The organism is Streptomyces sp. NPDC111628, assembly GCF_055635195.1.
The window spans coordinates 288,346-311,969 of sequence record NZ_JBVKBZ010000003.1; the positions used below are offsets into that span (position 1 = coordinate 288,346).

Consider the following 23,624-nt stretch of genomic DNA (forward strand, 5'->3'; position numbering starts at 1 on the left):
GCATGCACGTCCTCGTGGTGCACAACCGCTACAACTCGGCCCAGCCGAGCGGCGAGAACAACGTCGTCGACCAGGAGGTGGAGCTGCTGCGCGCGGCCGGCCACCGGGTCGGCGTGTTCGAGCGGCGCAGTGACGACATCGCCGCGCGGTCCCTGCTCGGCAAGGTCGCCGTGCCGCTCCTCGTGCCGTGGAACCCGGCGGTCCGCAGGGAGCTGGCCGACCGGCTGCGCACCGAGCGGCCGGACGTGGTGCACGTGCACAACGTCTTTCCGCTCCTGTCCCCGGCGGTGCTGGCGGCCTGCGCCGATGCCGGGGTCCCGGCCGTCGCCACGCTGCACAACTACACGCAGGTCTGCCCGCCCGGCACACTCCAGCGCGACGGCCGCCCGTGCACCGAGTGCGTCGGGGCGGCGCCGCTGCCCGCCGTGCGGCACGGCTGCTACCGGAACTCGCGGCTGGCGACGGTGCCGCTCGCGGTCGGCCTGTCGGTGAACCGGCGGCGCTGGTGGTCCGGTGTGGAGCGGTTCTTCTGCATCTCGGCGGCGCAGCGTGAGGTCCTGGTGGGGGCGGGGCTGCCGGCCGAACGGCTGGCGGTGAAGCACAACTTCGTGCCCGACCCCGAGGCGCGCCGTGCGCGCCCCGGCGAGCACCTGCTGTACCTCGGCCGTCTCGCGGAGGCCAAGGGCGTACGGCTGCTCATGACGGCGTGGGACGAGCTGGCCGCGGACGGCGGGGTGGGCGTCCCGCTGGTCGTCGCGGGCACGGGGCCGCTGGAACGCGAGGTGACCGCCTGGGCGGCGGGCCGGGACGACGTGCGCTACGTCGGCCTGTACGACCCGGAGCAGTGCAGGCGGGCCCTGGCCCGCTCGGTGGCCGTGGTGGCTCCCTCGACGTGGCTGGAGGCGTTCGGCCTGGTGGTCGTGGAGGCGATGGCGGCGGGGGTACCGGCCGTCGCCGCCGGGCACGGCGCCTTCGCCGAACTCGTCGACGACGGGGTGACCGGGCTGCTGCACCGGCCGGGCGAGGCCGCCTCGCTCGCGTCCCGCATCCGCCGGATCGCGGCGGAGCCGGAGCGCAACCAGGAGATGGGCCGGGCGGCCCGGCGCCGGTACGAGCAGGGCTTCAGCCCGGCCGTCGGCCTGGAGCGCCTGCTGGAGGGGTACCGCACCGCGATCGCGGGGCGGTCGGCACTGGCTCGCGGCGGGGACGTCCGCGCGGGCAGGGGGGATGGGGGCAGTAGATGACACGATGCCGACTCTGCGGTTCGGCGGCGATGGAGAGCGTCGTCGATCTCGGAGCGACTCCGCCGTGCGAGAGTTTCCTCGCCGCGGACCAACTGGACCGGCCGGAGCCGGCGTACCCGCTGCACCTGCGGGTGTGCACCGACTGCTGGCTCGCGCAGATCCCGGCGCTGATCACGCCGGAGGAGACGTTCACTCAGTACGCGTACTTCTCCTCGTACTCGACCTCCTGGGTGGAGCACGCGCGGACGTTCGTCACCGGCGCCGTGGAGCGGCTGGGCCTCGGGCCCGACTCGTTCGTGGTCGAGGTGGCGAGCAACGACGGGTATCTCCTCAGGCACATGGTGGACCGCGGGATCCGCTGCCTGGGCGTGGAGCCGTCGGTGAACGTCGGGGCGGCGGCGCGGGAGGCGGGGGTGCCCACGCTCACGGAGTTCCTGAGCCCGGACACCGGTGCGGCCGTGCGTGCCGAGCACGGCCCGGCGGACCTGGTGGTGGCCAACAACGTGTACGCGCACATCCCGGACGTGGTCGGCTTCACCCAGGGGCTGCGCGCGCTGGTCGCCGACGACGGCTGGGTCTCGATCGAGGTGCAGCACCTGCTGACGCTGATCGAGGAGAACCAGTACGACACGATCTACCACGAGCACTTCCAGTACTACACGGTCGCGTCCGCGGTCCGGGCGCTGGCGAGCGGCGGCCTCACGCTGGTGGACGTCGAGCTGCTGCCCACGCACGGGGGTTCCGTCCGGCTGTGGGCGCGGCCCGCCGAGGCGGCGGGTGAGCCGGGCCGGCGGGTGAGTGACGTGCTGGACCGGGAGAAGGCGGCCGGGCTGCGGGAGCTGTCCGGGTACACCGAGTTCTCGGCCCGGGTGGCCAAGGTGCGCCGGGACCTGCTGCGGTTCCTGATCGAGGCGGCCGAGCGCGGCGACACGGTGGTCGGCTACGGCGCCCCGGGCAAGGGCAACACGCTGCTCAACCACTGCGGCATCCGGCCCGACCTGCTCGCGTACACGGTCGACCGCAATCCCTACAAGCACGGCAGGTTCACCCCGGGCACCCGCATTCCTGTCCTGTCGCCCGAGCGGATCGCCGCCGACCGGCCGGACTACGTCCTCGTCCTGCCGTGGAACCTGCGGGACGAGCTGGTCGAGCAGCTCTCCTTCGTGCACGAGTGGGGCGGCCGCCTGGTCTTCCCCATACCGGAACTGAGCGTTGTCGAGCCCGCGTCCGAGAAGGGCACAGCATGAAGGTCGTACTGTTCTGCGGCGGCTACGGGATGCGGATGCGCGAGGGCGCCTTGGACGACGTGCCCAAACCCATGGCGATGGTCGGCCCGCGGCCGCTGATCTGGCACGTCATGCGCTACTACGCGCACTTCGGGCACAAGGAGTTCATCCTGTGCCTGGGCTACGGGGCCCACCACATCAAGGACTTCTTCCTCCACTACGAGGAGACGACCTCCAACGACTTCGTGCTGCGGGGCGGGCGGACCGAGCTGCTCTCCACCGACATCGCCGACTGGACGATCACGTTCGCGCAGACCGGCATCGAGTCGCCCATCGGGGAGCGCCTGCGCCGGGTACGGCACCACCTGGACGGCGACGAGATGTTCCTCGCCAACTACGCGGACGTGCTCACCGACGCGCCGCTGCCCGAGATGATCGACTCCTTCGCCCGGCGGGACGCCGGCGCCTCCATGATGGTGGTGCCGCCGCAGTCCTCGTTCCACTGCGTGGACCTCGGCGAGGACGGTCTGGTCGGTGGCATCACCGCGGTGAGCGACCTGCCGCTGTGGGAGAACGGCGGCTACTTCGTACTCCGCCAGGAGGTCTTCGACCACATCCCGGAGAACGGGGACCTGGTGGCCGACGGATGCACCCAACTGGCCAAGCGCGGACGGCTGGTGGCACACCAGCACCGGGGCTTCTGGAAGCCGACCGACACGGTGAAGGAGCGCGCCGCGCTCGACGCCGCCTACGCCCGGGGGGAGCGCCCGTGGGCCGTGTGGGAGCGGGACGGCGCGACGTCGGCCGCCGGGGTGGGGTCCGCGTGATACGGCTAGGGGCCGGGAGCCCGGACCGGATCGTCGCGGTGGGCGCGCACTGCGACGACATCGCCATCGGCGCCGGCGGCACGCTGCTGACGGTGTGCCTGGCGCGGCCGGGGGTGCGCGTCGACGCGTTGGTGCTCTCCGGCGGTGGCGGCGAGCGGGAGCAGGAGGAGCGGGCCGCCCTCGCCGCCTTCTGTCCGGGCGCCGACCTGCGGCCGACGGTGCTCAAGCTGCCGGACGGCCGGATGCCGGCGCACTGGGAGGAGGCCAAGGCCGCGGTCGAGGAGCTGCGCGGGCGGACCGAGCCGGAGCTGGTGCTGTCCCCGCGCACCGACGACGCGCACCAGGATCACCGCGGTCTGGCGAAGCTGATGACCACGGCGTTCCGCGACCACCTGGTGCTGCGCTACGAGATCGTCAAGTGGGACGGCGACCTGGGCCGCCCGACGGCGTACCAGCCGCTGTCGGAGGACGTCGCCGAAGAGAAGGTGCGGCTGCTGCAGGAGCACTACCCCTCGCAGCGGCACCGCCCCTGGTACGACCGGGAGGCCTTCCTGGGCCTCGCCCGGATCCGCGGCATCGAATGCCACGCCCGCTACGCCGAGGCGTTCGACGTCGCCAAACTCACTCTCAACCTGGGGGGTTGAACCTTGCGCGTACTGCTCACCGGACACCAGGGCTACCTGGGCACCGTGATGGCCCCGGTCCTCACGGCCGCCGGACACGAGGTCGTCGGCCTCGACGCCGGCCTGTTCGCCGACTGCGTCCTGGGCCCGGCGCCCGACGACCCGCCGGGGCAGCGGGTCGACCTGCGCGACCTCACGGCCGAGCACGTGGCGGGGGTGGACGCGGTGATCCACCTGGCCGCGCTCTCCAACGACCCGCTGGGCTCGCTGGCGCCGGAGCTGACCTACGACATCAACCACCACGCGTCGGTGCGGCTGGCCCGGCTGGCCCGCGACGCCGGGGTGCAGCGTTTCCTGTACGCGTCCACCTGCTCGGTCTACGGCGCCGCGGGCGGCGGCGAGCTGGTGGGCGAGGACGCTCCGCTGCGTCCGGTGACGCCGTACGCGGAGTCCAAGGTGCGGGTGGAGGACGACCTGCACGCGCTGTCCGACGGCGACTTCAGCCCGGTGTACATGCGCAACGCCACCGCCTTCGGCTTCTCGTCCCGGCTGCGCGCGGACATCGTGCTGAACAACCTGGTGGGCCATGCGCTGCTGTCCGGCGAGGTGCTGGTGCTCTCCGACGGCACCCCGTGGCGCCCGCTGGTGCACGCCGCCGACATCGCCCGGGCCTTCGCCGCCGCGCTGGTGGCGCCCCGGGAGGCGGTGCACGACCGGGCGTTCAACATCGGCAGCGAGGTCAACAACGTCACGGTCGCCGAGATCGCCGAGGAGGTGGCCGCGGCGGTGTCCGGCTCGAAGGTGGTCATCACCGGGGAGACGGGTGCCGATCCGCGCTCCTACCGGGTGGACTTCTCCCGCTTCCGTGCCGCGATCCCGGGCTTCGACTGCGAGTGGACGGTGAAGCAGGGCGCGCTCGAACTCGCCGAGGCCTACCGGAAGCACGGGCTGACCCGGGAGGACTTCGAGCAGCGCTTCACCCGCCTGGCCGTGCTGCGCGCGGCCGCTGAGACCGGCGCCGTCGACGACACCCTGCGGTGGCGCCGATGACCCAGGCCGGAGGGGAGATGTACGCCCTGGTGGAGCGGTTGTACCCGCTGTGCCGGAGCATCACGGGCGACGGTGTGCGCGCGACCCTGGGCATCGTCGACGAGTACCTCCCCCTGCACATGCACGAGGTGCCGACCGGGACACAGGTGCTGGACTGGACGGTGCCGCAGGAGTGGAACATCCGGGACGCGTACGTCGCCGACGCCACCGGCCGCCGGGTCGTCGACTTCGCCGCGTCCAGCCTCCATGTGCTCGGCTACAGCGTGCCGGTGTCGGCGACGATGCCGCTGGCCGAGCTGCGTCCGCACCTGCACACCCTGCCGGACCAGCCCTCCCTGGTGCCGTACCGCACCAGCTACTACCGGCCCGAGTGGGGTTTCTGCCTGGCCCAGGAGACCCTCGACGCGATGCCGGAGGGCGACTACGAGGTCCGCATCGACTCCACCCTGGCGGACGGCCACCTCACCTACGCCGAGCACGTGGTACCCGGCCAGGTGCCCGACGAGGTGCTCGTCTCCTGCCACACGTGCCACCCGTCGCTGGCCAACGACAACCTGGCCGGCATCGCGGTGGCCACGTTCCTGGCCCGGGAGCTGGCGGAGCGGAACCCGTACTACACCTACCGGTTCGTCTTCGCGCCCGGCACCATCGGGGCGATCACCTGGCTGGCCCGCAACCGGGAGCGGGTGGAGCGGGTCAAGCACGGCCTGGTGCTGGCCTGCGCGGGCGACCCCGGGCAGGTGACGTACAAGCAGAGCCGGCGTGGCGACGCGGAGATCGACCGGGTGCTGCGGCATGTGCTGACCGCCTCCGGACGACCGCACCGGGTCAGCGAGTTCACGCCCTACGGCTACGACGAGCGGCAGTACTGCTCGCCCGGCTTCGACCTCGGCGTGGGCTCGCTCACCCGGACCCCGTACGCGGGTTATCCGGAGTACCACACGTCCGCGGACAACCTGGACTTCGTCTCCCCGGCGGCGATGGCGGACACGCTCGCCGTCTGCCGGGAGGCGTTCTCCGTCCTGGACCGCAACCGGCGCTACGTCAACCTCAGTCCTTACGGGGAGCCGCAGTTGGGAAGGCGCGGGCTGTACGACTCGCTCGGCGGCCGCAGCGACGCCAAGCAGGCCCAGATGGCCATGCTGTGGGTGCTCAACCTCTCCGACGGCGGGCACAGCCTGCTCGACGTCGCCGAGAAGTCCGGGCTGCCGTTCGAGACCGTCGCCGAAGCGGCCGACGCCCTGCACGGCGCCGGACTCGTCAAGGCATGACGCCGATGACCGTCGAAGGGGAGAAGACGACGACACCGGCGGAACCCGCCCGGCGGGGCGTCGTCGGCAGGCTGTCCTGGGGGCTGGCCGACCAGGCGGCCTCCAGCCTGTCCAACTTCGTGGTGGGCATCTACGTGGCACGCTCGCTGGGGCTGACCGCGTTCGGTGTGTTCAGCCTGGCCTGGGTGACCTACGGCGTGGTCCTCAACGTCTCCCGCGGGCTGGCCACCGACCCGCTGGTGGTGCGCTTCAGCGGCGTGCCGGAGTCGTCCTGGCGCGGCGCGGTGGCCCGGGCGTCGGGTGCCGCGCTGCTGGTCGGCGCCGGGATCGGCACGGTGTCCCTGGTCGCCGGGCTGGCCATCGGCGGCCAGGTGGGAGCCGCGTTCGCCGCGCTCGGCGTCGTGCTGCCGGGGCTGCTACTCCAGGACGCCTGGCGGTACTCGTTCTTCGCCGCCGGCGTCGGCCGCAAGGCGTTCGTCAACGACGTCGTGTGGGCCCTCGCGCTCGTCCCGGCCATGGTGATGGCGGCCCACGTGGGCAGCGTGCCCGCCTTCCTCCTCGCCTGGGGCGGATCCGCCGCGGTGGCCGGGGCGTACGGCTGGTTCCAGTCCGGCATCAGGCCGAGGCCGGCCGGGGCACGCGAGTGGCATCGCGACCACCGCGACCTCGGCTACCGGTACCTGGTCGAGAACGTCGGCGTCAGCGGCGCCGGCCAGATACGGGCCTACGGGCTCGGCGCGATCGTCGGGGTCGGCGCCGTGGGTGTGGTCCGGGGCGCCGAACTGCTGCTCGGCCCGTTCCTCGCCGTGCTGATGGGGCTGTCGCTGGTCACCGTGGCGGAGGCGGCACGGGTGCTCAGGCGGGCCCCGCGGCGGCTCGGGAAGTTCTGCTTCCTGCTGGGCGCCGGGCAGACCGTCGCCGCGCTGCTGTGGGGCGCGGCCCTGCTGCTGGTGCCGGACCGGCTCGGCGAGCTGGTTCTCGGTGACGTCTGGAGCGGTGCCTCGGAGCTCATCGTGCCGGTCACCCTCAGCGTCGCGGGCGCCGGGCTGGGCACCGGCGCGGCGGCCGGACTGCGCGCGCTGGCCGCGGCCCGGCGCAGTCTGCGCTGCCAGTTGTTCGCCTCCGCCTGCTACGTCGCGGGCGGGCTCGGCGGTGCGGTCGCGGGCGGCACGGTCGGTTCGGCCTGGGGCGCCGCCGCCGCGTCCGTCTGCGGTTCGGTCGTGTGGTGGCTGCAACTGCGGGCCGCCCTGCGCGAGCGCGACCACCATCCCATTCCCGAAGTGAGGACCACATGACCCCCCACCCCCGGCTGAGCATCGGCCTTCCCGTCTACAACGGCGAGGAGTATCTGGCCGAGTCGCTGGACGCCCTCCTGGGGCAGACCTACGAGGACTTCGAACTGGTGATCTCCGACAACGCGTCGACCGACGGCACCCAGGACATCTGCCGCCGGTACACCGCGCAGGACGCGCGCATCCGGTACATCCGGCTGCCCCGCAACATCGGCGCCGCGCCGAACCACAACTACGTGTTCACCGAGTGCCGCGGCGAGCTGTTCAAGTGGGCCTCGCACGACGACCTCTACGCCCGGGACCTGCTGCGCAGCTGCGTGGCGGCGCTGGACGAGCGGCCGGAGCTGGTCCTCGCGCACAGCGGCCAGGCGGTCATCGACGGCGACGGCAGGGTGAAGGTCCCCTACGAGTACGGGCTCGCCACCGACTCCCCGCGCGCTCCGGAGCGCTTCCGCAGCCTGCTCTTCGAGCCCGGCGGCGACGACTTCTACGGAGTGATGCGGTCCGCGATGCTGCGCCGGGTGAAGCCGCACGACAGCTACCACCACGCGGACCGCACGTTCGTCGCCGAGATCACCCTGCACGGACCCTTCCACCAGGTGCCGGAGCTGCTGTACTTCCGCCGCGACCACCCCACCCGCGCCGAGCGGGCGAACCCCTCCAAACGCTCCCGGTGCGTCAACCTGGACCCGCGCCGGGCGGGCCCGCTGCACCCGACCCCCCGGCTGCTCGCCGAGTACGTCTGGGGCTTCGCCTCGGCGATCGGGCGGGCGCCGCTGTCCTCGGCCGACCGGCGTGCCTGCCACCGCCATCTGGCCGCGTGGCTGACCAGCCGCGTCCGGCCGGGCGCCGGCGAGCGGGTCGAGGACCGTGCCCCCGTGGACCCGGACCGGCTCACCGTCTCCGTCGACGACCTGGTCGCCGGGCGCGAGGGAAGGCAGGCATGACCTCCATGCGCGAAAAGCCTTTACGCATCGGCGTGTTCGGTCTGTTCGGTGCCGGGAACAGCGGCAACGACGGATCGCTCGAGGCGGTGCTCGACCACCTGCGGGCCGCGCATCCCGACGCGGTCGTGGACGCGATGTGCGGCGGACCCGAGGTCGTCGCGACCCGGTACGGGGTTCCGGCGACGCGGCTGAACTGGTACCGCGGGGAGTACCGGACCGCGTCGCGTGCCGGCGCGATCGCGGCCAAGGCCCTGGGCAAACTCGTCGACGTCTGGCGCACCGCCGCCTGGGTGCGCAGGCACGACGCGGTGATCGTGCCGGGGACGGGAGTCCTGGAGACCACGCTGCCGCTCCGGCCCTGGGGTTTCCCGTACTCGCTGTTCCTGCTGTGCCTGACGGGCCGGTTGTCCGGCGCCCGGGTCGCGCTGGTCAGCGTCGGCGCCGGTCCGATCGGCAACCGGTCGACCCGGGTCCTGACGCGCTGGTCGACGCGGCTGGCCGCGTACCGGTCGTACCGGGACACCCAGTCGCGCGAGGCGATGCGGGCGATGGGCGTCGACACCGCGCGGGACGAGGTCTACGCGGACCTCGTGTTCGCCCTGCCGGGGCCGTCCGCGAGCGAGTCCGCGGAGACGCGGGGTCCGGTCTGCGTCGGCGTGATGGACTTCCACGGCAGCAACGACGAGCGGGACGTGGCCGAGGAGATCCACCGGCGCTACCTCGACGGGGCGACACGGTTCGTCCGTGCGCTGGTCGAGGAGGGCAGGCCGGTCCGGCTGCTCACCGGCGACGAGCTCGACCGGCCGGTGGCCGCCGCGATCGTCGACGCGGTGGGCTCGCCGCTGGTCACCGTCGCCGAGGCGGCCTCGCTGGCCGACCTGATGAAGGAGACGGCCTGTGCCGACACCGTGGTGGCGACCCGCTACCACAACCTGGTCTGCGCGCTGAAGGTCGGCACCCCGACCCTCGCTCTCAGCTACTCGGGCAAGAGCGACGCGCTGATGGCCGAGATGGGGATGGGTGCCTACTGCCATCCGGCCCGCGAGGCCGACGCCGACCGGCTGCTCGAACAGTTCCGCGACCTGGAACGGCGGTCGGCCACGGTGCGGCGGACCCTCGTCGAGCGGAACCTGGTCGTCGCCCGGCGCGTCGAGGACCAGTTCGCCGCGCTGACCACGGCGCTGTTCCCTGCGACCGACCACGCCCACGCCCTGCGGGAGGCACCATGAAGGCGACCGAAGTGCCGGAGATCTCCGGCGCATACCTGTTCCGGCCCACGCCGCACGCGGACGCACGCGGCTTCTTCTGCCGCACCTTCGACGCCGACGTCGTCCGCTCGGTGGGTCTCGACCCGGCCGCCTTCGTCCAGGACAGCGTGTCGCGCTCGGTCCGGGGCGTGCTGCGCGGCCTGCACCTGCGCGCCGGCGCCGGTGAGGCCAAGCTGGTGCGGTGCTCGAACGGGCGGATCTTCGACGTCGTCGTGGACCTGCGGCCGGACTCGCCGACCTACCTGGGCCGGGCGTACTTCGAGCTGTCCGGCGAGACGCAGACGACCCTGTACATCCCGGCGGGGTGCGCGCACGGCTTCCAGTCGCTGACGGAGACCTCCGACGTCTCGTACCGGATCGACCGCCCGCACGACCCGGCCGAGGACGTGACGATCGCCTTCGACGACCCGGACCTCGCCATCGACTGGCCGCTGCCGGTCACCTCGGTGTCCGCCCGGGACCGGGAGGCGCCGAGTCTCGCCGAGGTCCTCAAGCACAGGGAGCGATGAGTCCGAAGTGAACGCCGAAGAACTCGCCCTGCCCCGGTCGCGGCAGGCCAACGAGCGGTTGCACGCCATGGTCCCCGGCGGCGCGCACACCTACGCCAAGGGCGACGACCAGTACCCGCAGAACCTGGCCCCGGTGATCAGCCACGGCCGGGGTGCCCACGTGTGGGACGTCGACGGCAACCGCTACGTCGAGTACGGCTCCGGCCTGCGGTCGGTCAGCCTCGGTCACGCCCACCCCCGCGTGACGGAGGCCGTACGACGGGAGCTCGACCGGGGCAGCAACTTCGTCCGGCCGTCCATCGTGGAGGTCGAGGCCGCGGAACGCTTCCTGGCCACGGTGCCGACCGCGGAGATGGTGAAGTTCGCGAAGAACGGCTCCGACGCCACCACGGCGGCGGTGCGCCTGGCCCGCGCCGCCACTGGACGGCCCCGGGTGGCCGTCTGCGCCGACCATCCGTTCTTCTCGGTCGACGACTGGTTCATCGGCGCCACGCCGATGTCCGCCGGGATTCCGGCGGCGACCAACGAGCTGACCGTGGCGTTCCCCTACGGCGACCTGGCCGCCACGGAGGAACTGCTCGCCCGGCACGAGGGCGAGGTCGCCTGTCTGATCCTGGAGCCCGCCACCCACACCGAGCCGCCGCCCGGCTACCTCGCCGGCCTGCGCGAGCTGGCCGACCGGCACGGGTGCGTCCTGGTCTTCGACGAGATGATCACCGGGTTCCGGTGGTCGGAGGCGGGCGCCCAGGGCCTGTACGGCGTCGTCCCCGACCTCTCCACGTTCGGCAAGGCGCTGGGCAATGGGTTCGCCGTCGCCGCGCTGGCCGGGCGCCGGGAGCTGATGGAGCTCGGCGGACTGCGGCACCCCGGCGACCGGGTCTTCCTGCTGTCCACCACCCACGGGGCGGAGACGCACGCGCTGGCCGCCGCGATGGCCGTACAGAGCACCTACGTCGAGGAGGGCGTGACCGCGCGGCTGCACGCTCTGGGTGACCGGCTGGCCGCGGGGGTCCGGGCGGCCGCGGCGAGCATGGGCGTCGGCGACCACGTGGTCGTCCGGGGCCGGGCCAGCAACCTGGTCTTCGCCACCCTCGACGAGGACGGGCAGCCGTCGCAGCGGTACCGCACCCTGTTCCTGCGCCAACTCCTCGCGGGCGGGGTGCTGGCCCCGTCCTTCGTGGTGAGCAGCGCGCTCGGCGACGCCGACCTCGACCACACCGTGGACGTGGTGGCCGAGGCGTGTGCGGTGTACCGCAAGGCGCTGGACGCCGCCGATCCCACGCCCTGGATGGCCGGGCGGCCGGTGAAGCCGGTGTTCCGCCGCCAGGCGTGAGGCCGGGCGGACGGTGGAGGGGCGAGGCGACCTGACGCGCTGTCAGCGCTACTGCTGCCGGCCGGCGTCGGCCCTCCGCTCGGTCCGCCGGTCGGAGGGCCGGTCGGTCGTCCACTCGTCCGGCGGGTGGGCCGGGAGGCCGGCCCACCGGCCGGTCACCCGGTCGGCCGTCCGGTCGACCAGCCACGCGGTCACCGGGAGCACCGCCAGCGCGGTGCACCAGCCGCCGAGGGTGTCGGTCGCGTAGTGGGAGCCCAGGGCGACCTGTGCCCAGCCCATGGTCGCGCCGGCCACCAGCCCCGCCGCGAACACGAAGGCCGTGCCGGCCGCCCCGCCGAGACGGAGGCGGCCGGCCGCGAGCAGCGACACCATGAGGGCGATGGCGGTGAGGAAGGCGGTGTGCCCGCTCGGGTAGGACAGGTTGTCGCCGTGGATGGTGCGCCCCACCACGGGTTTGAGCAGCGTCGTCGTCCCCACGGTCAGCCCGGCGCCGGTCACGACGAACACCGCCGCGCGGGGGTGCCGGAGCAGCAGGCAGCCGGTCACGACGGCCGTGACCAGCAGCACCGCCCCCACGGGCTCCCCCAGGAAGTCCGTGACCACGGCGACGTGCCGCCACGGCGGCCCCACCCCGTCCACGGCCGCGAAGATCCGCGCGTCCGACTCTCGCGGCTCGCTCTCGTCGGCGTACGCGACGCCGAGGACGAGGACTCCCAGCGCGGCGATGCAGGCGATCAGCCCGGACCACAGGCGCAGCGTCGACGGCAGCACCGCGGGCCCCGGCCGGCCGGTCACCCGCCCGCCGCCCCGGGGCGGCCTGCGGTACTGTCCCACGTCCTCGTCCACTCCCCCGCCTCGCCCGGCTCTCCGGCGGTCGCGCCGATCAGCCCCGGGTCGAAGCCACCGTAGTCGCTCCCGCGGGCCGGATAACAGCCGATTCGCGCCATTGCGCAAAGGGTGCCGTGAATCGTTCGGAGCTGTCCCGGCGCTCCCCGCCCCGCTCACCACGGCCCGTGGTGGACGAGGCCCGCGGCCAGCACACCGGCGGCCACGAGGAGGAAGAGGACCGCGCCGCCCACACCGGGGTCCCCGGCCCTGATGTGTGCGCAGACGGCGCCGACGAAGTACAGCGTGAGGCCCGCGGCCGCGGCCGTACCGAGCACCGGCACCGCGAGGCCCGCCACGAGACCGGCCGCACCGAGCCCCAGCAGCGTGCCGAGCGGGATCATCCACTCCCGCCGCACGCGGACGCGGTCGGCGACGGCCATGACGGATTCCGCGCCGGTGAAGTTCAGGGCGGCGGCCCAGCCGTTCATCAGCGCCGCCACGATCGTGATCGCGAGGTAGAAGGCATCCATACCCCTACGACACCGCTCGGGCGGCAGAACTGACATCACCGCCGCAGGCGGGCGAGGCGGGCCGGGTCGACGAGGGCGTCGACCCGGGCGATCCTGCCGTCCACCACGGTGAAGCCCATCACGGCAAAGAGCCGTCCCCGGGGGACCACGACGGCGCCCGCGGCGCCGTTGACGAGCGCAGGCCTCACGTGCGGCCGGAGTGCGGAGTAGGTGGCCGTGTGCTCGGCCACGCCGCGAGCCCCGCGCAGGGCCCGGGAAGCGTCCGCGCGCAGCGCGCCGCCGTCGATCCGGAGCTCGGCGTCGGGAGCGAGGACGGCGACCAGGGCCTCGAAGTCTCCGCGGTGGGCCGCCGCGAAGAACGCGTCGACGGCCTCCCGCTGACGGGGGAGGTCGCGGTCCGGCTCGGCGCACCCGGCCACCCTGCGCCGCGCCCGGCCGGCGAGCTGCTGGACGGCGGCCTCGGAACGGTCGAGGGCGTCGGCGAGCTGGGCGAAGGGCACGCCGAACACGTCGTGCAGGACGAACGCGAAACGCTCCGCGGGACCGAGCGTGTCGAGTACGACGAGCATCGCCAGCCCCACCGAGTCGGCCTCCAGGGCACGCTGTTCGGGGTCGTCGTCGCCGGGGAGCACCACGACCGGGTCGGGCACGTGGAAGTCCGCGGGCTGTTCGCGTCGTGCCCGTGCGGAGCGCAGCGCGTTGAGGCAGACCCGGCCCACGACCGTGGTCAGCCACGCCCGCATGGTGTCGATCGTGGCGGGGTCCACGTCGCGGATCCGCAGCCACGCGTCCTGCAGCGCGTCCTCGGCCCCGCCCAGGGAGCCGAGCATCCGGTACGCCACCGCCCTGAGGTAGGGCCTGTGATGCTCGAAGTGCCAGGTGATCGACTCCGGCCCGCTCACGCACGCTCCCCCGACGTGCGTCTGCGGGCTCTGTAGGCCGCGGCCTTGACGCGGTTGCCGCACTCCTCCATCCCGCACCAGGCACGCCGGGCGCCGCGCGAACGATCGAGATAGAGGCGGGTGCAGTCGGTGCGGCCGCATTCCTTGAGGCGGGCGCCGGGGTCGGCGAGCACGGCGATACCACTCCTGGCCAGGTGGGTCAGTACGGCGGGGAGGTCCCCGGACATGCGCGCCCCCGCGTCGCCGAGTCTGACGGTGGGCAGCGGCCCCGCGGCCGCGTCGTTGACGACCTCGAGGCTGGGGGTGTCGAAACGGCGGTCGAGCACGCGGTCGAGCGCGAGACGGTAGACGGCTTCCCGCAGGTTCAGTGCCGCGTCGAAGGCCGAAGGGGTGGCGGTGACGCGGTCGGGAAGGTCGTCGCAGGCGGCCACCCACCGCTCGAGATCCGCGGGCACGGCCAGCAGGTCGACCGGTTCGTCCCGGCGGGACAGCACGGTGCCGGCCAGGTCGAGGGCCGGGTTGCCACTCACGAAGGCGAAGTCCACGTCACCATCTTGACCGGTGACGACGCGGTCGGCAAGGTGGATTCCGTCACCTGTTGAGGTGGTGACTCAGAAGCGAGAGAGCGCAGGGAGCACGAGTGAGGGTGAGGGCGGGCATGGCTGGTGGGATCCGCGGTATCGAGGTCGTCGTCTTCGACGTCCTCGGCACACTGGTCGACGAGCCCGGCGGGCTTCGCGCGGGGATCCGGGAGGCGGTGCCCGCGGCCGACGACGCGTCCGTCGACGAGATGCTCGCCCTGTGGCAGGGGCACGTGGAGCGGGAGCAGCGGCGCATCGTCCGGGGGCAGCGCCCGTACGCCGACAGCGGGACCATCGACGCGGAGGCCGCTCGGCTGGTGGCCGACCGTGCGGGAGTCGGCGATCCGGCGGCCGTCGACCGGCTGGCCGGGTCGGGTCGGCGCCTGCTCCCCTGGAGCGACTCCGCCGCCGGACTGGAGCGGCTGGCGCGGCGCCTCGTGGTGCTGGGGCTCTCCAACGCCAGTCACACCGCTGTGCCGCGGATCGCCGCGCACGCCGGGCTGCGCTGGCACGGGGCCCTGTCGGGCGAGAGTGTCCGGGCCTACAAGCCGGCGCCGGAGGTCTACCGGCTCGCCGTCGACACCGCGGGGTGCCCGGCGGACCGGGTTCTCATGGTGGCCGCCCACGCCTGGGACCTCCGCGGCGCCCGGGCGGGAGGCATGCGGACCGCGTACGTCCACCGCCCCGGCGGGGATCCGCCGACGGGCTCCGACGACTTCGACGGACACTTCGGGGCACTGGACGAACTGGCCGACGCGCTCCGCCTTTGAGCACGTGACCGTGGGAAGCGGGTGGTCCGGCCCTACGGCCTGCGGGCCATCCCGGCGGCGATGAGGCGCTCCCAGACGGTCAAGTCCCGTTCACCGCCGTCGTCGTGCGTACCGGCGCTCGCCTCGGGACGCCACAGGGACGCCGGTACTATTCCCGGTTCCAGGATCTCCAGTCCGTCCAGCAGGGCCTCGATCTCCGCGTCCGTCCGCCACCTGCCGCGGCCGAACGTCCCCTGGAGGACCTTCTCGGCCTCCGCCGTCTCCGGGTTGTTCCCGGAGCGGAAGTGGCTGACGAAGAAGAGGCTCCCGGACGGCACTTGGCCGCGCCAGTAGCGGACGATCGCGGCGGGGTCCTCGTCGTCGTTGACGTGGTGGAGGATGGCGCTGAACATGACGGCGACGGGGCGGTCGAAGTCGATCAGCTCCCGGGTGTCCGGGTGGCTGCGGATCCCCTCGGGGTCGCGCACGTCGACGGGTACGAACCGGGTCCGGTCGTTCTCCTCCAGCAGCGCCCGCCCGTGGACGAGGACCTGGGGGTCGGTGTCGACGTACACCACCCGGGTGTCCGGTGCCCGCCGCTGCGCCACCTGGTGCACGTTGTCGGCAGTGGGCAGACCGCTGCCGAGGTCGATGAACTGGCGCACCCCGGTCCTCGTCACGATCTCCTCCACCGCCCGCGTCAGCGCCGCGCGGTTGGCGAAGGCGATCGCCACCGAACCCGGGAGGTCGCGTTTGAACACGTCGCCGATCTCGCGGTCCGCCGCGTAGTTGTCCTTGCCGCCGAGCAGGTAGTCGTAGACCCGGGCGATGCTCGGCCTGGTGCTGTCGATGGAGGAACTCTCTCCCGTCATGGCATCCATCCTCTCCCGCGCGAGGCCACCCCGACCACCACTTCTTTGACCTTGACACCGTGACAAGGTCTTCACTGGCTGCCAAGGAGGTGGTCCCGATGACCATGACGAGACAGGGCACGGATGCCCAGCGAGCGTTCGAGAGCCTGGCCGACCCCCGTGCGTCCGTGCGACTGCGGGCGGCCCTCGCGGTCGGTACGGCACCGGACCCGCGCTTCGTGGACGGGCTCGTCGAGCGGTCCGCGGTCGAGCCGGAGTTCTTCGTCCGCGACATGCTGACCTGGGCGCTCACCCGTCATCCGGTGGCCGTGACGCTTCCCCCGCTGGTCCGTGAGGTGGGCTCGGAGCTCCCGCAGGCACGCAGCCAGGCGCTGCACACGCTGTCCAAGATCGGGGACCGGCAGGCCTGGCCGGTGGTCAGCGGGGCGGTGCTGTCCGACGCCGACGACGAGGTGGCGCGCAGCGCCTGGCGGGCCGCGGTCGTCCTCGTCCCCGAGGGCGAGGAGGAAGCCCTGGCCGGGGCGCTGGCCACGCAGTTGGGGCGCGGTGACCGGGAGACGCAGCTGAGTCTCAGCCGGGCGCTGGTCGCGCTGGGCGAGTTGGCCGCGGCGGTTCTGGAGGCCGCGACGACCGCCCCTGCCCCGCACGTGCGTGCGCACGCCCTGGCCACGCGGCGGCTGCTGCGCGACCCGGACTCCGGGTTCGAGGCGGCGATCGAGGAGGCGAAGCGCGTCGTGGCCCTCGGCGGGTCCGGTCACGAGGGACGATAGAACGTGTTGATCGGTGAGGTGGCGCGACGGTCCGGGGTCAGTGCCCGCATGCTCAGGCACTACGAGTCGCTCGGCCTGGTACGGCCCTCGGGCCGCACGGGATCCGGCTACCGGGAGTACTCCCGTGCGGACATCCGGCGGATCTTCCACATCGAGAGCCTGCGGTCGCTGGGCCTGTCGCTGCGCGAGATCGGGCGCGCGCTGGACGAACCCGGGTTCGCGCCCGCGGCACTCGTGGCCGACCTCATCCACCGCACGCGTGAACGGATCGCGGCGGAGAGGGAGTTGCTCACCCGGCTGCGCCGGATCGACGCGGCGGGCCCGGCCGGCTGGGAGGACGTCCTCCAGGCCGTCGCGCTCCTCCAGGCACTGGGCTCGAAGAGCGCGGACGCACGCCAGCGCGCGGCCCTCTCCTCGGTCCAGGATGCCTCGGTGCCGGTGGAGGCCCTCGTCGACGCGGCGCTGAGCGAGACGGACACCAATGTCGCCGGAGCCCTTCGCTGGGCGCTGGCGCGATCGGGCGGCGACGCCGCGGCACTGCTGGCCCGGGGCCTGGACTCACCGGTGGCCGAGGTGCGGGCGCGTGCCGTGCGGGCGCTGGCCGAACTGTCCGGCGCCGAGGCCACCGCGCATCTGCGGCACGCCCTCACCGGCCCGGACGCCGTGGTCCGCGGGTACGCGGCACTGGCGCTCGGGTCGCGCGGGGTGGGCGAGGCGGTGCCGACGCTCATCGACATGATCGTGGCGGGACGGAACGACACCGACGCGGCCGACGCGCTGAGCGTGCTGGCGGGCGACACCGCGACGGCGGACCGGATCGCCGCCGGGCTCGTCGGCCGTCTCGCCGACGACAGCACCGACGCGGCCGCGCGCGGCCGGCTGACGCAGGCGCTTGCGGGCATTCCGGGCCCGCGGGCGTCCAGTGTCCTGGCCGAGCTGTCCGGGGACGAGGACCGCGCCGTCGCGCTCACCGCGACCTATCTGCTGCGGCTGCGCGAGGAACCGTAAATGCTTCGACAGTGCGCCTCGCGCCGGGCAACATGGCCGCCCGTGACGAGCAGCGAACTGTGGACCCGTGAGACCGCCGACCGCTACGACGCCGAGGAGGCGGAGACGGGGATGGGCTCCGCCGCCGTTCTCGGACCGACCCTCGACTTCCTCGCCGAGCTCGCCGGGGACGGCCGGGCACTGGAGTTCGCCATCGGGACCGGACGCGTGGGCGTCCCGCTGCGCGAACGCGGCGTGCCGGTGGCGGGCATCGAGCTTTCCGAACACATGGCAACGGTCCTGCGGCGCAAGGCCGACGAGGAGTCGCTGCCGGTGACCCTCGGGGACATGGCCACGACCGTGGTGCCCGGCGAGTTCACCCTGGTCTATCTCGTGTACAACACCATCACCAACCTGCTCACGCAGGACGAGCAGGTCGAGTGCTTCCGCAACGCGGCGCGCCATCTGGGCCCCGGCGGGCGCTTCGTCATCGAGCTGGGCGTGCCACCCCTGCGGTACCTGCCGCCCGGGCAGGTCGCGGTGCCGTTCGACGTCTCCGAGCGGCATCTCGGCTTCGACACCTTCGACCTGGTCGAGCAGATCCTCGTCTCCAACCACTTCACGCGCGACCCCGGCGACGGCTCCTACCGCCGGGACGACTCCCGGCACCGGTACGCCTGGCCGGCGGAGCTCGACCTGATGGCCCGGATCGCCGGGCTCGAGCTGGAGCGACGCGTCGCGGACTGGGACGGGTCCGTGTTCACCGGGGACTCGGCGAAGCACATCTCCGTATGGCGCAAGCCGGTCTGAGGCCGCCGGGCGGCCGATCGTCCTTGGGCCGGCCGCCCGGCGGTGCTCGGTGGGGACCGCCTCTGCTCAGGCGGTCGCCTGGGCCGCCTCGTTGATCAGGCGGGCGACGTCGGCGGGGCGCGAGACGCTGACCGCGTGGGAGGCGGGGATGCTCACGACCGTGGCCCTCGCGCGTTCGGCCATGAAGGTCTGCGCCTGCGGCGGGATGTTCCGGTCCTCGGTGGCCACGAGCACCCAGGACGGGATGTCCGCCCAGGCGGGGGCGGCGGCACCCTCCGCCAACGCCGCATCGGTCACGGGCCGTTGGGTCGCGGCCATGACCGCCGTGGTCTCCTCGGGGGCGTCGGCGGCGAACTGCTGGTGGAACTTGCCCTGCTCGATGTAGAGGTCCGCGACCTGGCTGCCGTCCGGCAGGGTGACCGGCACCGGGCGCAGCGCCTCGCCGAGCGTGCTGCCGGGGAACTTGCCCGCGAGCGCGAGCGCGCTCTCGCCCGCGTCGGGCAGGAAGGCCGCGACGAAGACAAGTGCCTTGACGTGGTCCAGCCCCTTCGCGGCGTTGCTGATGACCGCGCCGCCGTAGGAGTGGCCGGCGAGGACCACCGGGCCGTCGATGGAGGCGACGAGCTGCCTCACGTACGCGGCGTCGCCGGCCAGCCCGCGCAGCGGGTTGCTCGCCGCCACCACCGGGTAGCCGTGGCTCCGGAGCCTGTCGACGACGCCGTTCCAGCTGGAGGAGTCCGCGAACGCGCCGTGGACGAGGACAATGGTGGGCTTCCGCGTTGTCATCTGATCTGCCTTTCCGGTCCGGATCCGTGGGCTCAGTCGGTTCCCAGCGCCTTGCGCAGTACGTGGACGGCCTGTTCCACGGCCGCGCCGGCCGCCTGGGTGCCACGTACCGGGTTCAGCATCATGAAGTCGTGCAGGACGGCGTTGTAGCGCACGCTCGTGGTCGGCACGCCGGCCCGGACCAGCTTGCGCGCGTAGGCCTCGCCCTCGTCGCGCAGCACGTCGTTCTCGTCGACGACGACGAACGCCGGCGGCAGGCCCCGGAGTTGCTCCTCGGTCGCGCGCAGGGGCGAGACGGTGATCTCGGCGCGCTCGGCGGGGTCGGTGGTGTAGGCGTCCCAGAACCACTCCATGGCCTTGGCCGTCAGGTGCGGTCCGTCGGCGAAGGTCCGGTAGCTCTCGGTGTCCTGGGCCGCGTCGGTGACGGGGTAGTACAGCGACTGGTGCAGGAAGGTCACGTCGCCCCGCTGCTTGGCCAGGTGGGTGAGCGCGGCGCTCATGTTGCCGCCGACCGAGTCGCCGGCGACCACCATGCGGGAGGCGTCGAGGCCCTTTCCGGCGCCCTGTGCGGTGATCCACCGGGCGGTGGCGTAGGCCTGCTCGACCGCTACGGGGTACTTCGCCTCCGGGGAGCGGTCGTACTCGACGAAGACCAGGGCCGCCTCGGCGCCCACGGCCAGTTCGCGCACCAGGCGGTCGTGGGTGCCGGCGTTGCCGAGGATCCAGCCGCCGCCGTGCACGTAGAGGATCACGGGCAGGGTGCCGGTGCGGCCGGCGGGCCTGATGATGCGTACCCGTACGTCGCCGACGCGGGCCGGGACGGTGGTCCACTCCTCGTCCACCTCGGGCTTCTCGACGGGCTGCGCCTGTACGTCGTCGAGCAGCCTGCGGGCGCCGTCGACGCCGAGTTCGTAGAGCAGCGGCGGCTTGGCGGTCGCGTCGGCGAATTCCTGCGCGGCGGGTTCGAGGACGATGTCGCTCACGACATGCTCCTTGGGGTGGTGGGGTGCGGGGACCTTTCACCCATGAGACCGAGCCGCGAGCCGATGTGTGACGCGTTTCGGGAGGAAGCCGATGTTCCCTCCCGATCGGGCGAAAGGGGGCTCCGCCGTACGGTGGAGCCCCCGGCCGGTCCGGCGCCGCGTCAGCGTTCGCCGGCGAACCAGTCCTTCTGCGGGGCCTTGGCCGCGAGGGCTCCGCAGTTGGAGCCGTAGTTCCAGGCCTGCAGGTTGTCGATGACGCCGCCCCACTCGACGCAGGCGCCGCGCGCGGCGACGTACACCGGCCCGGCGTACGACCGGTAGTCACCCTCGTCGTACTGCTCCGCGCCGCTTTCGATGTTGCGCACGTAGGCCACCATGTACGTCGGCGAGCCCGTCGTGTTGCGGATGGTCACCGTGCAGTTCTTGCCCGTGGCCGAGTTGTAGGTGAGGTACACCGTGCCGGTGGAGCCGATCGGCATGGAGTTCACCACCTTGTAGCCGGAGCCGCAGACCCCGTTGTACGACGCGGTCGCGCCCGCGGTCGCCGCGCCGGCGGCGGGGGCCGTCACCAACAGCCCCGCCCCGATGGCCCCGACTGCGGTCAACGTCGCCCCTACGGCTTGCATGGAACGCTTCATGGCACCTCGATCCGTGAATCGACTGGCCTCCCTTTGGTGTTGCTGAAGCCACCAGTTGAGACCTTTGCACCCCTTCGGGGGTTGTACGCCGTTGGCAGATGTTTACGACTGTTCGCGGAGAAGATCACCGCAGGGCCCCCTCGGTGCCCGGCACCGGCAGCGCCAGATGGGCGAGGTCTCCGGGGGGTGGCGTGCTCACCGGCCACAGCGGGGCGGGCGTGCCGTCGGCGACCGCGGCCGGGGCGTCGGTGAGCCGCATGCGGTCGCGCAGGCGGCCGTAGAAGTCCATGGGCCCCAGCCGCACCGCCCGCAGCCGGCGGGGAGCGGCGTAGACGCCGAGCCAGTCACCGGGATCGAGTACGCCTCGCAACTGCCCGTCGATGCTCACGGCGGCCCGGCCCGACCGTTCGAGGATCCGCAGCCCGACGGGCTCGTCCGGTGCGGTGACCACGGAGCGGTCGAACGTCATGTGCGGGGCCACCGCGGTGAAGACGAGCGCTTCGGCGCGGGGCGACACGACCGGGCCGCCCGCGGCGAAGCTGTAGGCGGTGGATCCCGTAGGGGTCGCGACGAGCAGCGCGTCGGCGGAGTACGAGGCGAGCAGCCGGCCCGCGATGTAGACGCCGACGGAGATCTGCCGGTCCCTCGACAGCTTCTCGAGCACGACGTCGTTGAGGGCCGTGACGTTCAGGGCGATGCCCCACTCGTCGCCGCTCTCGCAGTCGGTCCGCACCCTCGGGGGCGGCAGCAGGGGGCCGCGCCCGTACCGCAGGAGCGCCTCCATCTCCGAGGGGATCTCCAGGAGCCGGGAGGCACGCAGAGTGAGCAGCATGCGGCTCTCCGGCTCCAGCCCGCCGTCCCGGACGGCGTCGAGGGCGGAGCGCACCGCCGGTGCGGGCACCTCGGTCAGGAACCCCACTCGTCCCAGATCCACGCCCAGGATCAGGGCGTCGTTCTCCGCCGCCAGCCGTGCGCCGCGCAGGAAGGTGCCGTCACCGCCCAGGGTCACCACGAGGTCCGGGTCGCCGGCCGCGTCCACCTCCTCCCGGGCGCTGTGCCGCCCCGCATCGCTCCACACGTCGATGTCCGTGCAGGCGACGGCGTTCTCGTCGCACCACTCCCGGACTTCCCGTGCCGCTTCGGCGGCGCCCTCGCGACCTCCGTGGACCACGAGTCCGACCCGCTCGATCGTCACCACTGCCTCCTGCCACCGGGGCGTGTTCCTGGAACCGCGATCGACGGAATCCTCGCCGACCCTCGTGGCGGGGCGGGCCGCGACATGCCGGGGCACCCTCTCCCGTCCGGCGAGTCGCGCATCAGGTACCGAGTAGGTACCATGCCGGGTATGCCATCACTGAACGTGACCTTCACCGAGGAAGAGATGGAAGGCGTCCGCGCTGCCGCCGCAGCCGAGGGCAAGAGCCTCAAGCAGTACATGCACGACCTCGGTGTCCGCGAGATGCAGCGCAAGCGGTTCGTCGCCGGAGCGGTCTCGTGGGCGGACCGGCTGCGCGCCGAGTTCGACGAGGCCTTCCCCGACGAGATCCCCCCGTCCCAGCGCGGCGAGGGAGTCACTGCCGCCTGATGAGCGAGCCCCTGTACATCGATGTCCCCTGGCTCCTTGACGTTCAGGACGCCGCTCTGGACAACGAGGACGTGTCGGTCACGGACTACTCGGCCCTGGTCGCGGCGGTGGCCCGCCACAAGACCCGGATGCCGACCCTGGCCGCGTCCAACCCCGACAGCGCCTGGCGCGCCGCCGCGCTCCTGCACACGGTGGTGCGGCTCGAACCGCTCCCCCACCGCAACAGCCTCTTCGCGGCCTTCGTCACCGGTCAGTACATGGACCAGTCCGGGGAGGGGATCGACCCGCCCTACGGGGCCCTGTCCGACCTGATCAGAAAGGTCCGCGAGACCCGGCTGAGCATCTACGACATCGCCGACGTGCTCCGTTCCTGGCGCATCTGACCGCCGGGTCCCCGGCGGCCGAAGCCGTCACATCCCGCGCCAGATGTTGTCGAACGCCGCATCCTCGATGCTGCGGCGCTGCCGGATCGCGGCCAGTTCCACCACGGCGTCGTTCACCGCGGCGAGCACCGTGGCGACCCCGTCGTCCTCGGGATCCGCCACCTGGTCGGCCGACTCGTGCCGGACGCCCACCGCGGCCGCGAGACCCGTCAGCACGGGGTCTGCACCGGACCAGCGGTCGGTGGCGCGCCGACGGGCCGACGGATCGGCCGGGGCCGGACGGTCGGCACCGCCGCGCGCGATCCGTCGCGGGCGCTTTCGGCCGCCCTCGTCCGCTCCCGCGGCCGCGAGGTACTGCGCCGCCAGGCCGTCGCCCCGGCGCCACAGCCAGTCCGTCACGGACTCGGCCGGGTCCGCGCCGAGCAGGGACGCCGCCGCGTCGAGGAGCCGGTCACCGGACCCGGCCTGCGACACCGGCCGCAGCAGGACACCGTCCAGCGCGACCGTCCCCGCCTCCATCAGGTCGATCAGTTCCGCTCCGGCCAGGGCCAGCGACAGGTCGCCGCGCTCGACCGGATAGTCGGAGGGGACCTCGAGAGAGACGATCGTCAGGTCGTGCGCCGTGGTCAT

General features: G+C 73.0%; 27 protein-coding genes. 17 read left to right on the plus strand and 10 right to left on the minus strand.

Features of this window, described 5'->3' with window-relative positions:
* Positions 1–2 precede the first annotated feature (2 nt).
* From ACZ7MF_RS16210 to ACZ7MF_RS16260, 11 genes are read left to right on the plus strand one after another with little or no spacing between them, the layout of a single operon-like run.
* Entirely contained in the window at positions 3–1,244 is a 1,242-nt protein-coding gene (locus tag ACZ7MF_RS16210; protein ID WP_471477455.1) for a glycosyltransferase, read from the plus strand.
* The gene (locus ACZ7MF_RS16215; protein ID WP_471477456.1) at positions 1,241–2,491 is read left to right on the plus strand and encodes a methyltransferase domain-containing protein; all 1,251 of its coding nucleotides are present in this window, start codon (positions 1,241–1,243) and stop codon (positions 2,489–2,491) included. Before ACZ7MF_RS16210 ends, ACZ7MF_RS16215 begins: the two co-directional genes overlap by 4 nt.
* Entirely contained in the window at positions 2,488–3,297 is an 810-nt protein-coding gene (locus ACZ7MF_RS16220) for a glycosyltransferase family protein (RefSeq protein WP_471477457.1), read from the plus strand. Before ACZ7MF_RS16215 ends, ACZ7MF_RS16220 begins: the two co-directional genes overlap by 4 nt.
* Complete coding sequence (locus ACZ7MF_RS16225; RefSeq protein ID WP_471477458.1) at positions 3,294–3,941, plus strand: PIG-L deacetylase family protein; 648 nt, start codon at positions 3,294–3,296, stop codon at positions 3,939–3,941. Before ACZ7MF_RS16220 ends, ACZ7MF_RS16225 begins: the two co-directional genes overlap by 4 nt.
* Positions 3,942–3,944: 3 nt before the next feature.
* Positions 3,945–4,970, plus strand: a complete 1,026-nt coding sequence (locus ACZ7MF_RS16230) for an NAD-dependent epimerase/dehydratase family protein (protein ID WP_471477459.1) — start codon at positions 3,945–3,947, stop codon at positions 4,968–4,970.
* Complete coding sequence (locus ACZ7MF_RS16235) at positions 4,967–6,241, plus strand: DUF4910 domain-containing protein (RefSeq protein WP_356858166.1); 1,275 nt, start codon at positions 4,967–4,969, stop codon at positions 6,239–6,241. Before ACZ7MF_RS16230 ends, ACZ7MF_RS16235 begins: the two co-directional genes overlap by 4 nt.
* A 5-nt stretch (positions 6,242–6,246) precedes the next feature.
* On the plus strand, positions 6,247–7,536 hold the full coding sequence (locus tag ACZ7MF_RS16240; protein WP_471477460.1) for a hypothetical protein: 1,290 nt from the start codon (positions 6,247–6,249) through the stop codon (positions 7,534–7,536).
* Positions 7,533–8,480, plus strand: coding sequence for a glycosyltransferase family 2 protein (locus ACZ7MF_RS16245; protein ID WP_471477461.1), 948 nt, complete (start codon positions 7,533–7,535; stop codon positions 8,478–8,480). Before ACZ7MF_RS16240 ends, ACZ7MF_RS16245 begins: the two co-directional genes overlap by 4 nt.
* Positions 8,477–9,709, plus strand: coding sequence for a polysaccharide pyruvyl transferase family protein (locus tag ACZ7MF_RS16250; RefSeq protein ID WP_471477462.1), 1,233 nt, complete (start codon positions 8,477–8,479; stop codon positions 9,707–9,709). Before ACZ7MF_RS16245 ends, ACZ7MF_RS16250 begins: the two co-directional genes overlap by 4 nt.
* Entirely contained in the window at positions 9,706–10,257 is a 552-nt protein-coding gene (locus ACZ7MF_RS16255) for a dTDP-4-dehydrorhamnose 3,5-epimerase family protein (RefSeq protein WP_471477463.1), read from the plus strand. The genes ACZ7MF_RS16250 and ACZ7MF_RS16255 overlap by 4 nt, the downstream gene beginning before the upstream one ends.
* A gap of 7 nt (positions 10,258–10,264) precedes the next feature.
* On the plus strand, positions 10,265–11,590 hold the full coding sequence (locus tag ACZ7MF_RS16260) for a glutamate-1-semialdehyde 2,1-aminomutase (protein WP_471477464.1): 1,326 nt from the start codon (positions 10,265–10,267) through the stop codon (positions 11,588–11,590).
* 48 nt (positions 11,591–11,638) lie between these two features.
* On the opposite strand, the gene ACZ7MF_RS16265 is transcribed toward ACZ7MF_RS16260, so the two are convergent.
* From ACZ7MF_RS16265 to ACZ7MF_RS16280, 4 genes are all read right to left on the minus strand, one after another.
* Positions 11,639–12,385 (minus strand): phosphatase PAP2 family protein, encoded by a 747-nt coding sequence (locus tag ACZ7MF_RS16265; protein ID WP_471478844.1) that lies wholly within the window; start codon positions 12,383–12,385, stop codon positions 11,639–11,641.
* Positions 12,386–12,591: 206 nt separating this feature from the next.
* On the minus strand, positions 12,592–12,948 hold the full coding sequence (locus tag ACZ7MF_RS16270; RefSeq protein ID WP_471477465.1) for a DoxX family protein: 357 nt from the start codon (positions 12,946–12,948) through the stop codon (positions 12,592–12,594).
* A gap of 35 nt (positions 12,949–12,983) precedes the next feature.
* Positions 12,984–13,850 carry a sigma-70 family RNA polymerase sigma factor gene (locus tag ACZ7MF_RS16275; RefSeq protein WP_471477466.1) on the minus strand — a complete coding sequence of 289 codons (867 nt, stop codon included), beginning with the start codon at positions 13,848–13,850 and terminating at the stop codon, positions 12,984–12,986.
* Positions 13,847–14,395, minus strand: coding sequence for a CGNR zinc finger domain-containing protein (locus ACZ7MF_RS16280; RefSeq protein WP_471477467.1), 549 nt, complete (start codon positions 14,393–14,395; stop codon positions 13,847–13,849). The genes ACZ7MF_RS16275 and ACZ7MF_RS16280 overlap by 4 nt, the downstream gene beginning before the upstream one ends.
* Positions 14,396–14,508: 113 nt before the next feature.
* Between ACZ7MF_RS16280 and ACZ7MF_RS16285 the strand changes: the two genes are divergently transcribed.
* A complete protein-coding gene (locus tag ACZ7MF_RS16285; protein WP_471477468.1) occupies positions 14,509–15,201 on the plus strand; it encodes a haloacid dehalogenase type II in 693 nt (230 codons plus the stop codon).
* A gap of 32 nt (positions 15,202–15,233) precedes the next feature.
* Here the strand turns inward: ACZ7MF_RS16285 and ACZ7MF_RS16290 are convergent, their stop codons facing one another.
* The gene (locus ACZ7MF_RS16290) at positions 15,234–16,052 is read right to left on the minus strand and encodes an SAM-dependent methyltransferase (RefSeq protein ID WP_471477469.1); all 819 of its coding nucleotides are present in this window, start codon (positions 16,050–16,052) and stop codon (positions 15,234–15,236) included.
* A gap of 98 nt (positions 16,053–16,150) precedes the next feature.
* On the opposite strand from ACZ7MF_RS16290, the gene ACZ7MF_RS16295 reads away from it, so the two are divergent.
* Genes ACZ7MF_RS16295 through ACZ7MF_RS16305 form a run of 3 tightly spaced genes read left to right on the plus strand, consistent with a single transcriptional unit; the run spans position 16,151 to position 18,619 of the window.
* Complete coding sequence (locus tag ACZ7MF_RS16295; RefSeq protein ID WP_471477470.1) at positions 16,151–16,822, plus strand: HEAT repeat domain-containing protein; 672 nt, start codon at positions 16,151–16,153, stop codon at positions 16,820–16,822.
* A gap of 3 nt (positions 16,823–16,825) precedes the next feature.
* Entirely contained in the window at positions 16,826–17,830 is a 1,005-nt protein-coding gene (locus ACZ7MF_RS16300) for a MerR family transcriptional regulator (RefSeq protein ID WP_471477471.1), read from the plus strand.
* 42 nt (positions 17,831–17,872) lie between these two features.
* Entirely contained in the window at positions 17,873–18,619 is a 747-nt protein-coding gene (locus ACZ7MF_RS16305) for a class I SAM-dependent DNA methyltransferase (RefSeq protein ID WP_471477472.1), read from the plus strand.
* A 66-nt stretch (positions 18,620–18,685) separates the two neighbouring features.
* Here the strand turns inward: ACZ7MF_RS16305 and ACZ7MF_RS16310 are convergent, their stop codons facing one another.
* The 4 genes from ACZ7MF_RS16310 to ACZ7MF_RS16325 form a co-directional block, all read right to left on the minus strand.
* Positions 18,686–19,405 carry an alpha/beta fold hydrolase gene (locus ACZ7MF_RS16310; RefSeq protein ID WP_471477473.1) on the minus strand — a complete coding sequence of 240 codons (720 nt, stop codon included), beginning with the start codon at positions 19,403–19,405 and terminating at the stop codon, positions 18,686–18,688.
* 32 nt (positions 19,406–19,437) lie between these two features.
* Complete coding sequence (locus ACZ7MF_RS16315) at positions 19,438–20,388, minus strand: alpha/beta hydrolase (protein ID WP_471477474.1); 951 nt, start codon at positions 20,386–20,388, stop codon at positions 19,438–19,440.
* Between the two features lie 161 nt (positions 20,389–20,549).
* The gene (locus ACZ7MF_RS16320) at positions 20,550–21,014 is read right to left on the minus strand and encodes a spore-associated protein A (protein ID WP_471477475.1); all 465 of its coding nucleotides are present in this window, start codon (positions 21,012–21,014) and stop codon (positions 20,550–20,552) included.
* Positions 21,015–21,150: 136 nt separating this feature from the next.
* The gene (locus tag ACZ7MF_RS16325; RefSeq protein WP_471477476.1) at positions 21,151–22,221 is read right to left on the minus strand and encodes an NAD(+)/NADH kinase; all 1,071 of its coding nucleotides are present in this window, start codon (positions 22,219–22,221) and stop codon (positions 21,151–21,153) included.
* A 150-nt stretch (positions 22,222–22,371) separates the two neighbouring features.
* On the opposite strand from ACZ7MF_RS16325, the gene ACZ7MF_RS16330 reads away from it, so the two are divergent.
* Positions 22,372–22,611 (plus strand): hypothetical protein, encoded by a 240-nt coding sequence (locus ACZ7MF_RS16330; protein ID WP_003978454.1) that lies wholly within the window; start codon positions 22,372–22,374, stop codon positions 22,609–22,611.
* On the plus strand, positions 22,611–22,994 hold the full coding sequence (locus ACZ7MF_RS16335; protein ID WP_003978453.1) for a hypothetical protein: 384 nt from the start codon (positions 22,611–22,613) through the stop codon (positions 22,992–22,994). Before ACZ7MF_RS16330 ends, ACZ7MF_RS16335 begins: the two co-directional genes overlap by 1 nt.
* Positions 22,995–23,021: 27 nt before the next feature.
* Here the strand turns inward: ACZ7MF_RS16335 and ACZ7MF_RS16340 are convergent, their stop codons facing one another.
* Complete coding sequence (locus tag ACZ7MF_RS16340; RefSeq protein ID WP_471477477.1) at positions 23,022–23,624, minus strand: GPP34 family phosphoprotein; 603 nt, start codon at positions 23,622–23,624, stop codon at positions 23,022–23,024.

What these genes read in the sequence shown, in the direction of transcription:
- ACZ7MF_RS16250 (WP_471477462.1), top strand. Translation starts at nt 8,477, where the DNA reads ATGACCTCCATGCGCGAAAAGCCTTTACGCATCGGCGTGTTCGGTCTG.
- ACZ7MF_RS16330 (WP_003978454.1), top strand. Translation starts at nt 22,372, where the DNA reads ATGCCATCACTGAACGTGACCTTCACCGAGGAAGAGATGGAAGGCGTC.
- ACZ7MF_RS16210 (WP_471477455.1), top strand. Translation starts at nt 3, where the DNA reads ATGCACGTCCTCGTGGTGCACAACCGCTACAACTCGGCCCAGCCGAGC.
- ACZ7MF_RS16245 (WP_471477461.1), top strand. Translation starts at nt 7,533, where the DNA reads ATGACCCCCCACCCCCGGCTGAGCATCGGCCTTCCCGTCTACAACGGC.
- ACZ7MF_RS16240 (WP_471477460.1), top strand. Translation starts at nt 6,247, where the DNA reads ATGACCGTCGAAGGGGAGAAGACGACGACACCGGCGGAACCCGCCCGG.
- ACZ7MF_RS16285 (WP_471477468.1), top strand. Translation starts at nt 14,509, where the DNA reads ATGGCTGGTGGGATCCGCGGTATCGAGGTCGTCGTCTTCGACGTCCTC.
- ACZ7MF_RS16235 (WP_356858166.1), top strand. Translation starts at nt 4,967, where the DNA reads ATGACCCAGGCCGGAGGGGAGATGTACGCCCTGGTGGAGCGGTTGTAC.
- ACZ7MF_RS16340 (WP_471477477.1), bottom strand. Translation starts at nt 23,624, where the DNA reads ATGACCACGGCGCACGACCTGACGATCGTCTCTCTCGAGGTCCCCTCC.
- ACZ7MF_RS16215 (WP_471477456.1), top strand. Translation starts at nt 1,241, where the DNA reads ATGACACGATGCCGACTCTGCGGTTCGGCGGCGATGGAGAGCGTCGTC.
- ACZ7MF_RS16290 (WP_471477469.1), bottom strand. Translation starts at nt 16,052, where the DNA reads ATGACGGGAGAGAGTTCCTCCATCGACAGCACCAGGCCGAGCATCGCC.
- ACZ7MF_RS16310 (WP_471477473.1), bottom strand. Translation starts at nt 19,405, where the DNA reads ATGACAACGCGGAAGCCCACCATTGTCCTCGTCCACGGCGCGTTCGCG.
- ACZ7MF_RS16270 (WP_471477465.1), bottom strand. Translation starts at nt 12,948, where the DNA reads ATGGATGCCTTCTACCTCGCGATCACGATCGTGGCGGCGCTGATGAAC.
- ACZ7MF_RS16220 (WP_471477457.1), top strand. Translation starts at nt 2,488, where the DNA reads ATGAAGGTCGTACTGTTCTGCGGCGGCTACGGGATGCGGATGCGCGAG.
- ACZ7MF_RS16320 (WP_471477475.1), bottom strand. Translation starts at nt 21,014, where the DNA reads ATGCAAGCCGTAGGGGCGACGTTGACCGCAGTCGGGGCCATCGGGGCG.
- ACZ7MF_RS16255 (WP_471477463.1), top strand. Translation starts at nt 9,706, where the DNA reads ATGAAGGCGACCGAAGTGCCGGAGATCTCCGGCGCATACCTGTTCCGG.
- ACZ7MF_RS16295 (WP_471477470.1), top strand. Translation starts at nt 16,151, where the DNA reads ATGACCATGACGAGACAGGGCACGGATGCCCAGCGAGCGTTCGAGAGC.
- ACZ7MF_RS16335 (WP_003978453.1), top strand. Translation starts at nt 22,611, where the DNA reads ATGAGCGAGCCCCTGTACATCGATGTCCCCTGGCTCCTTGACGTTCAG.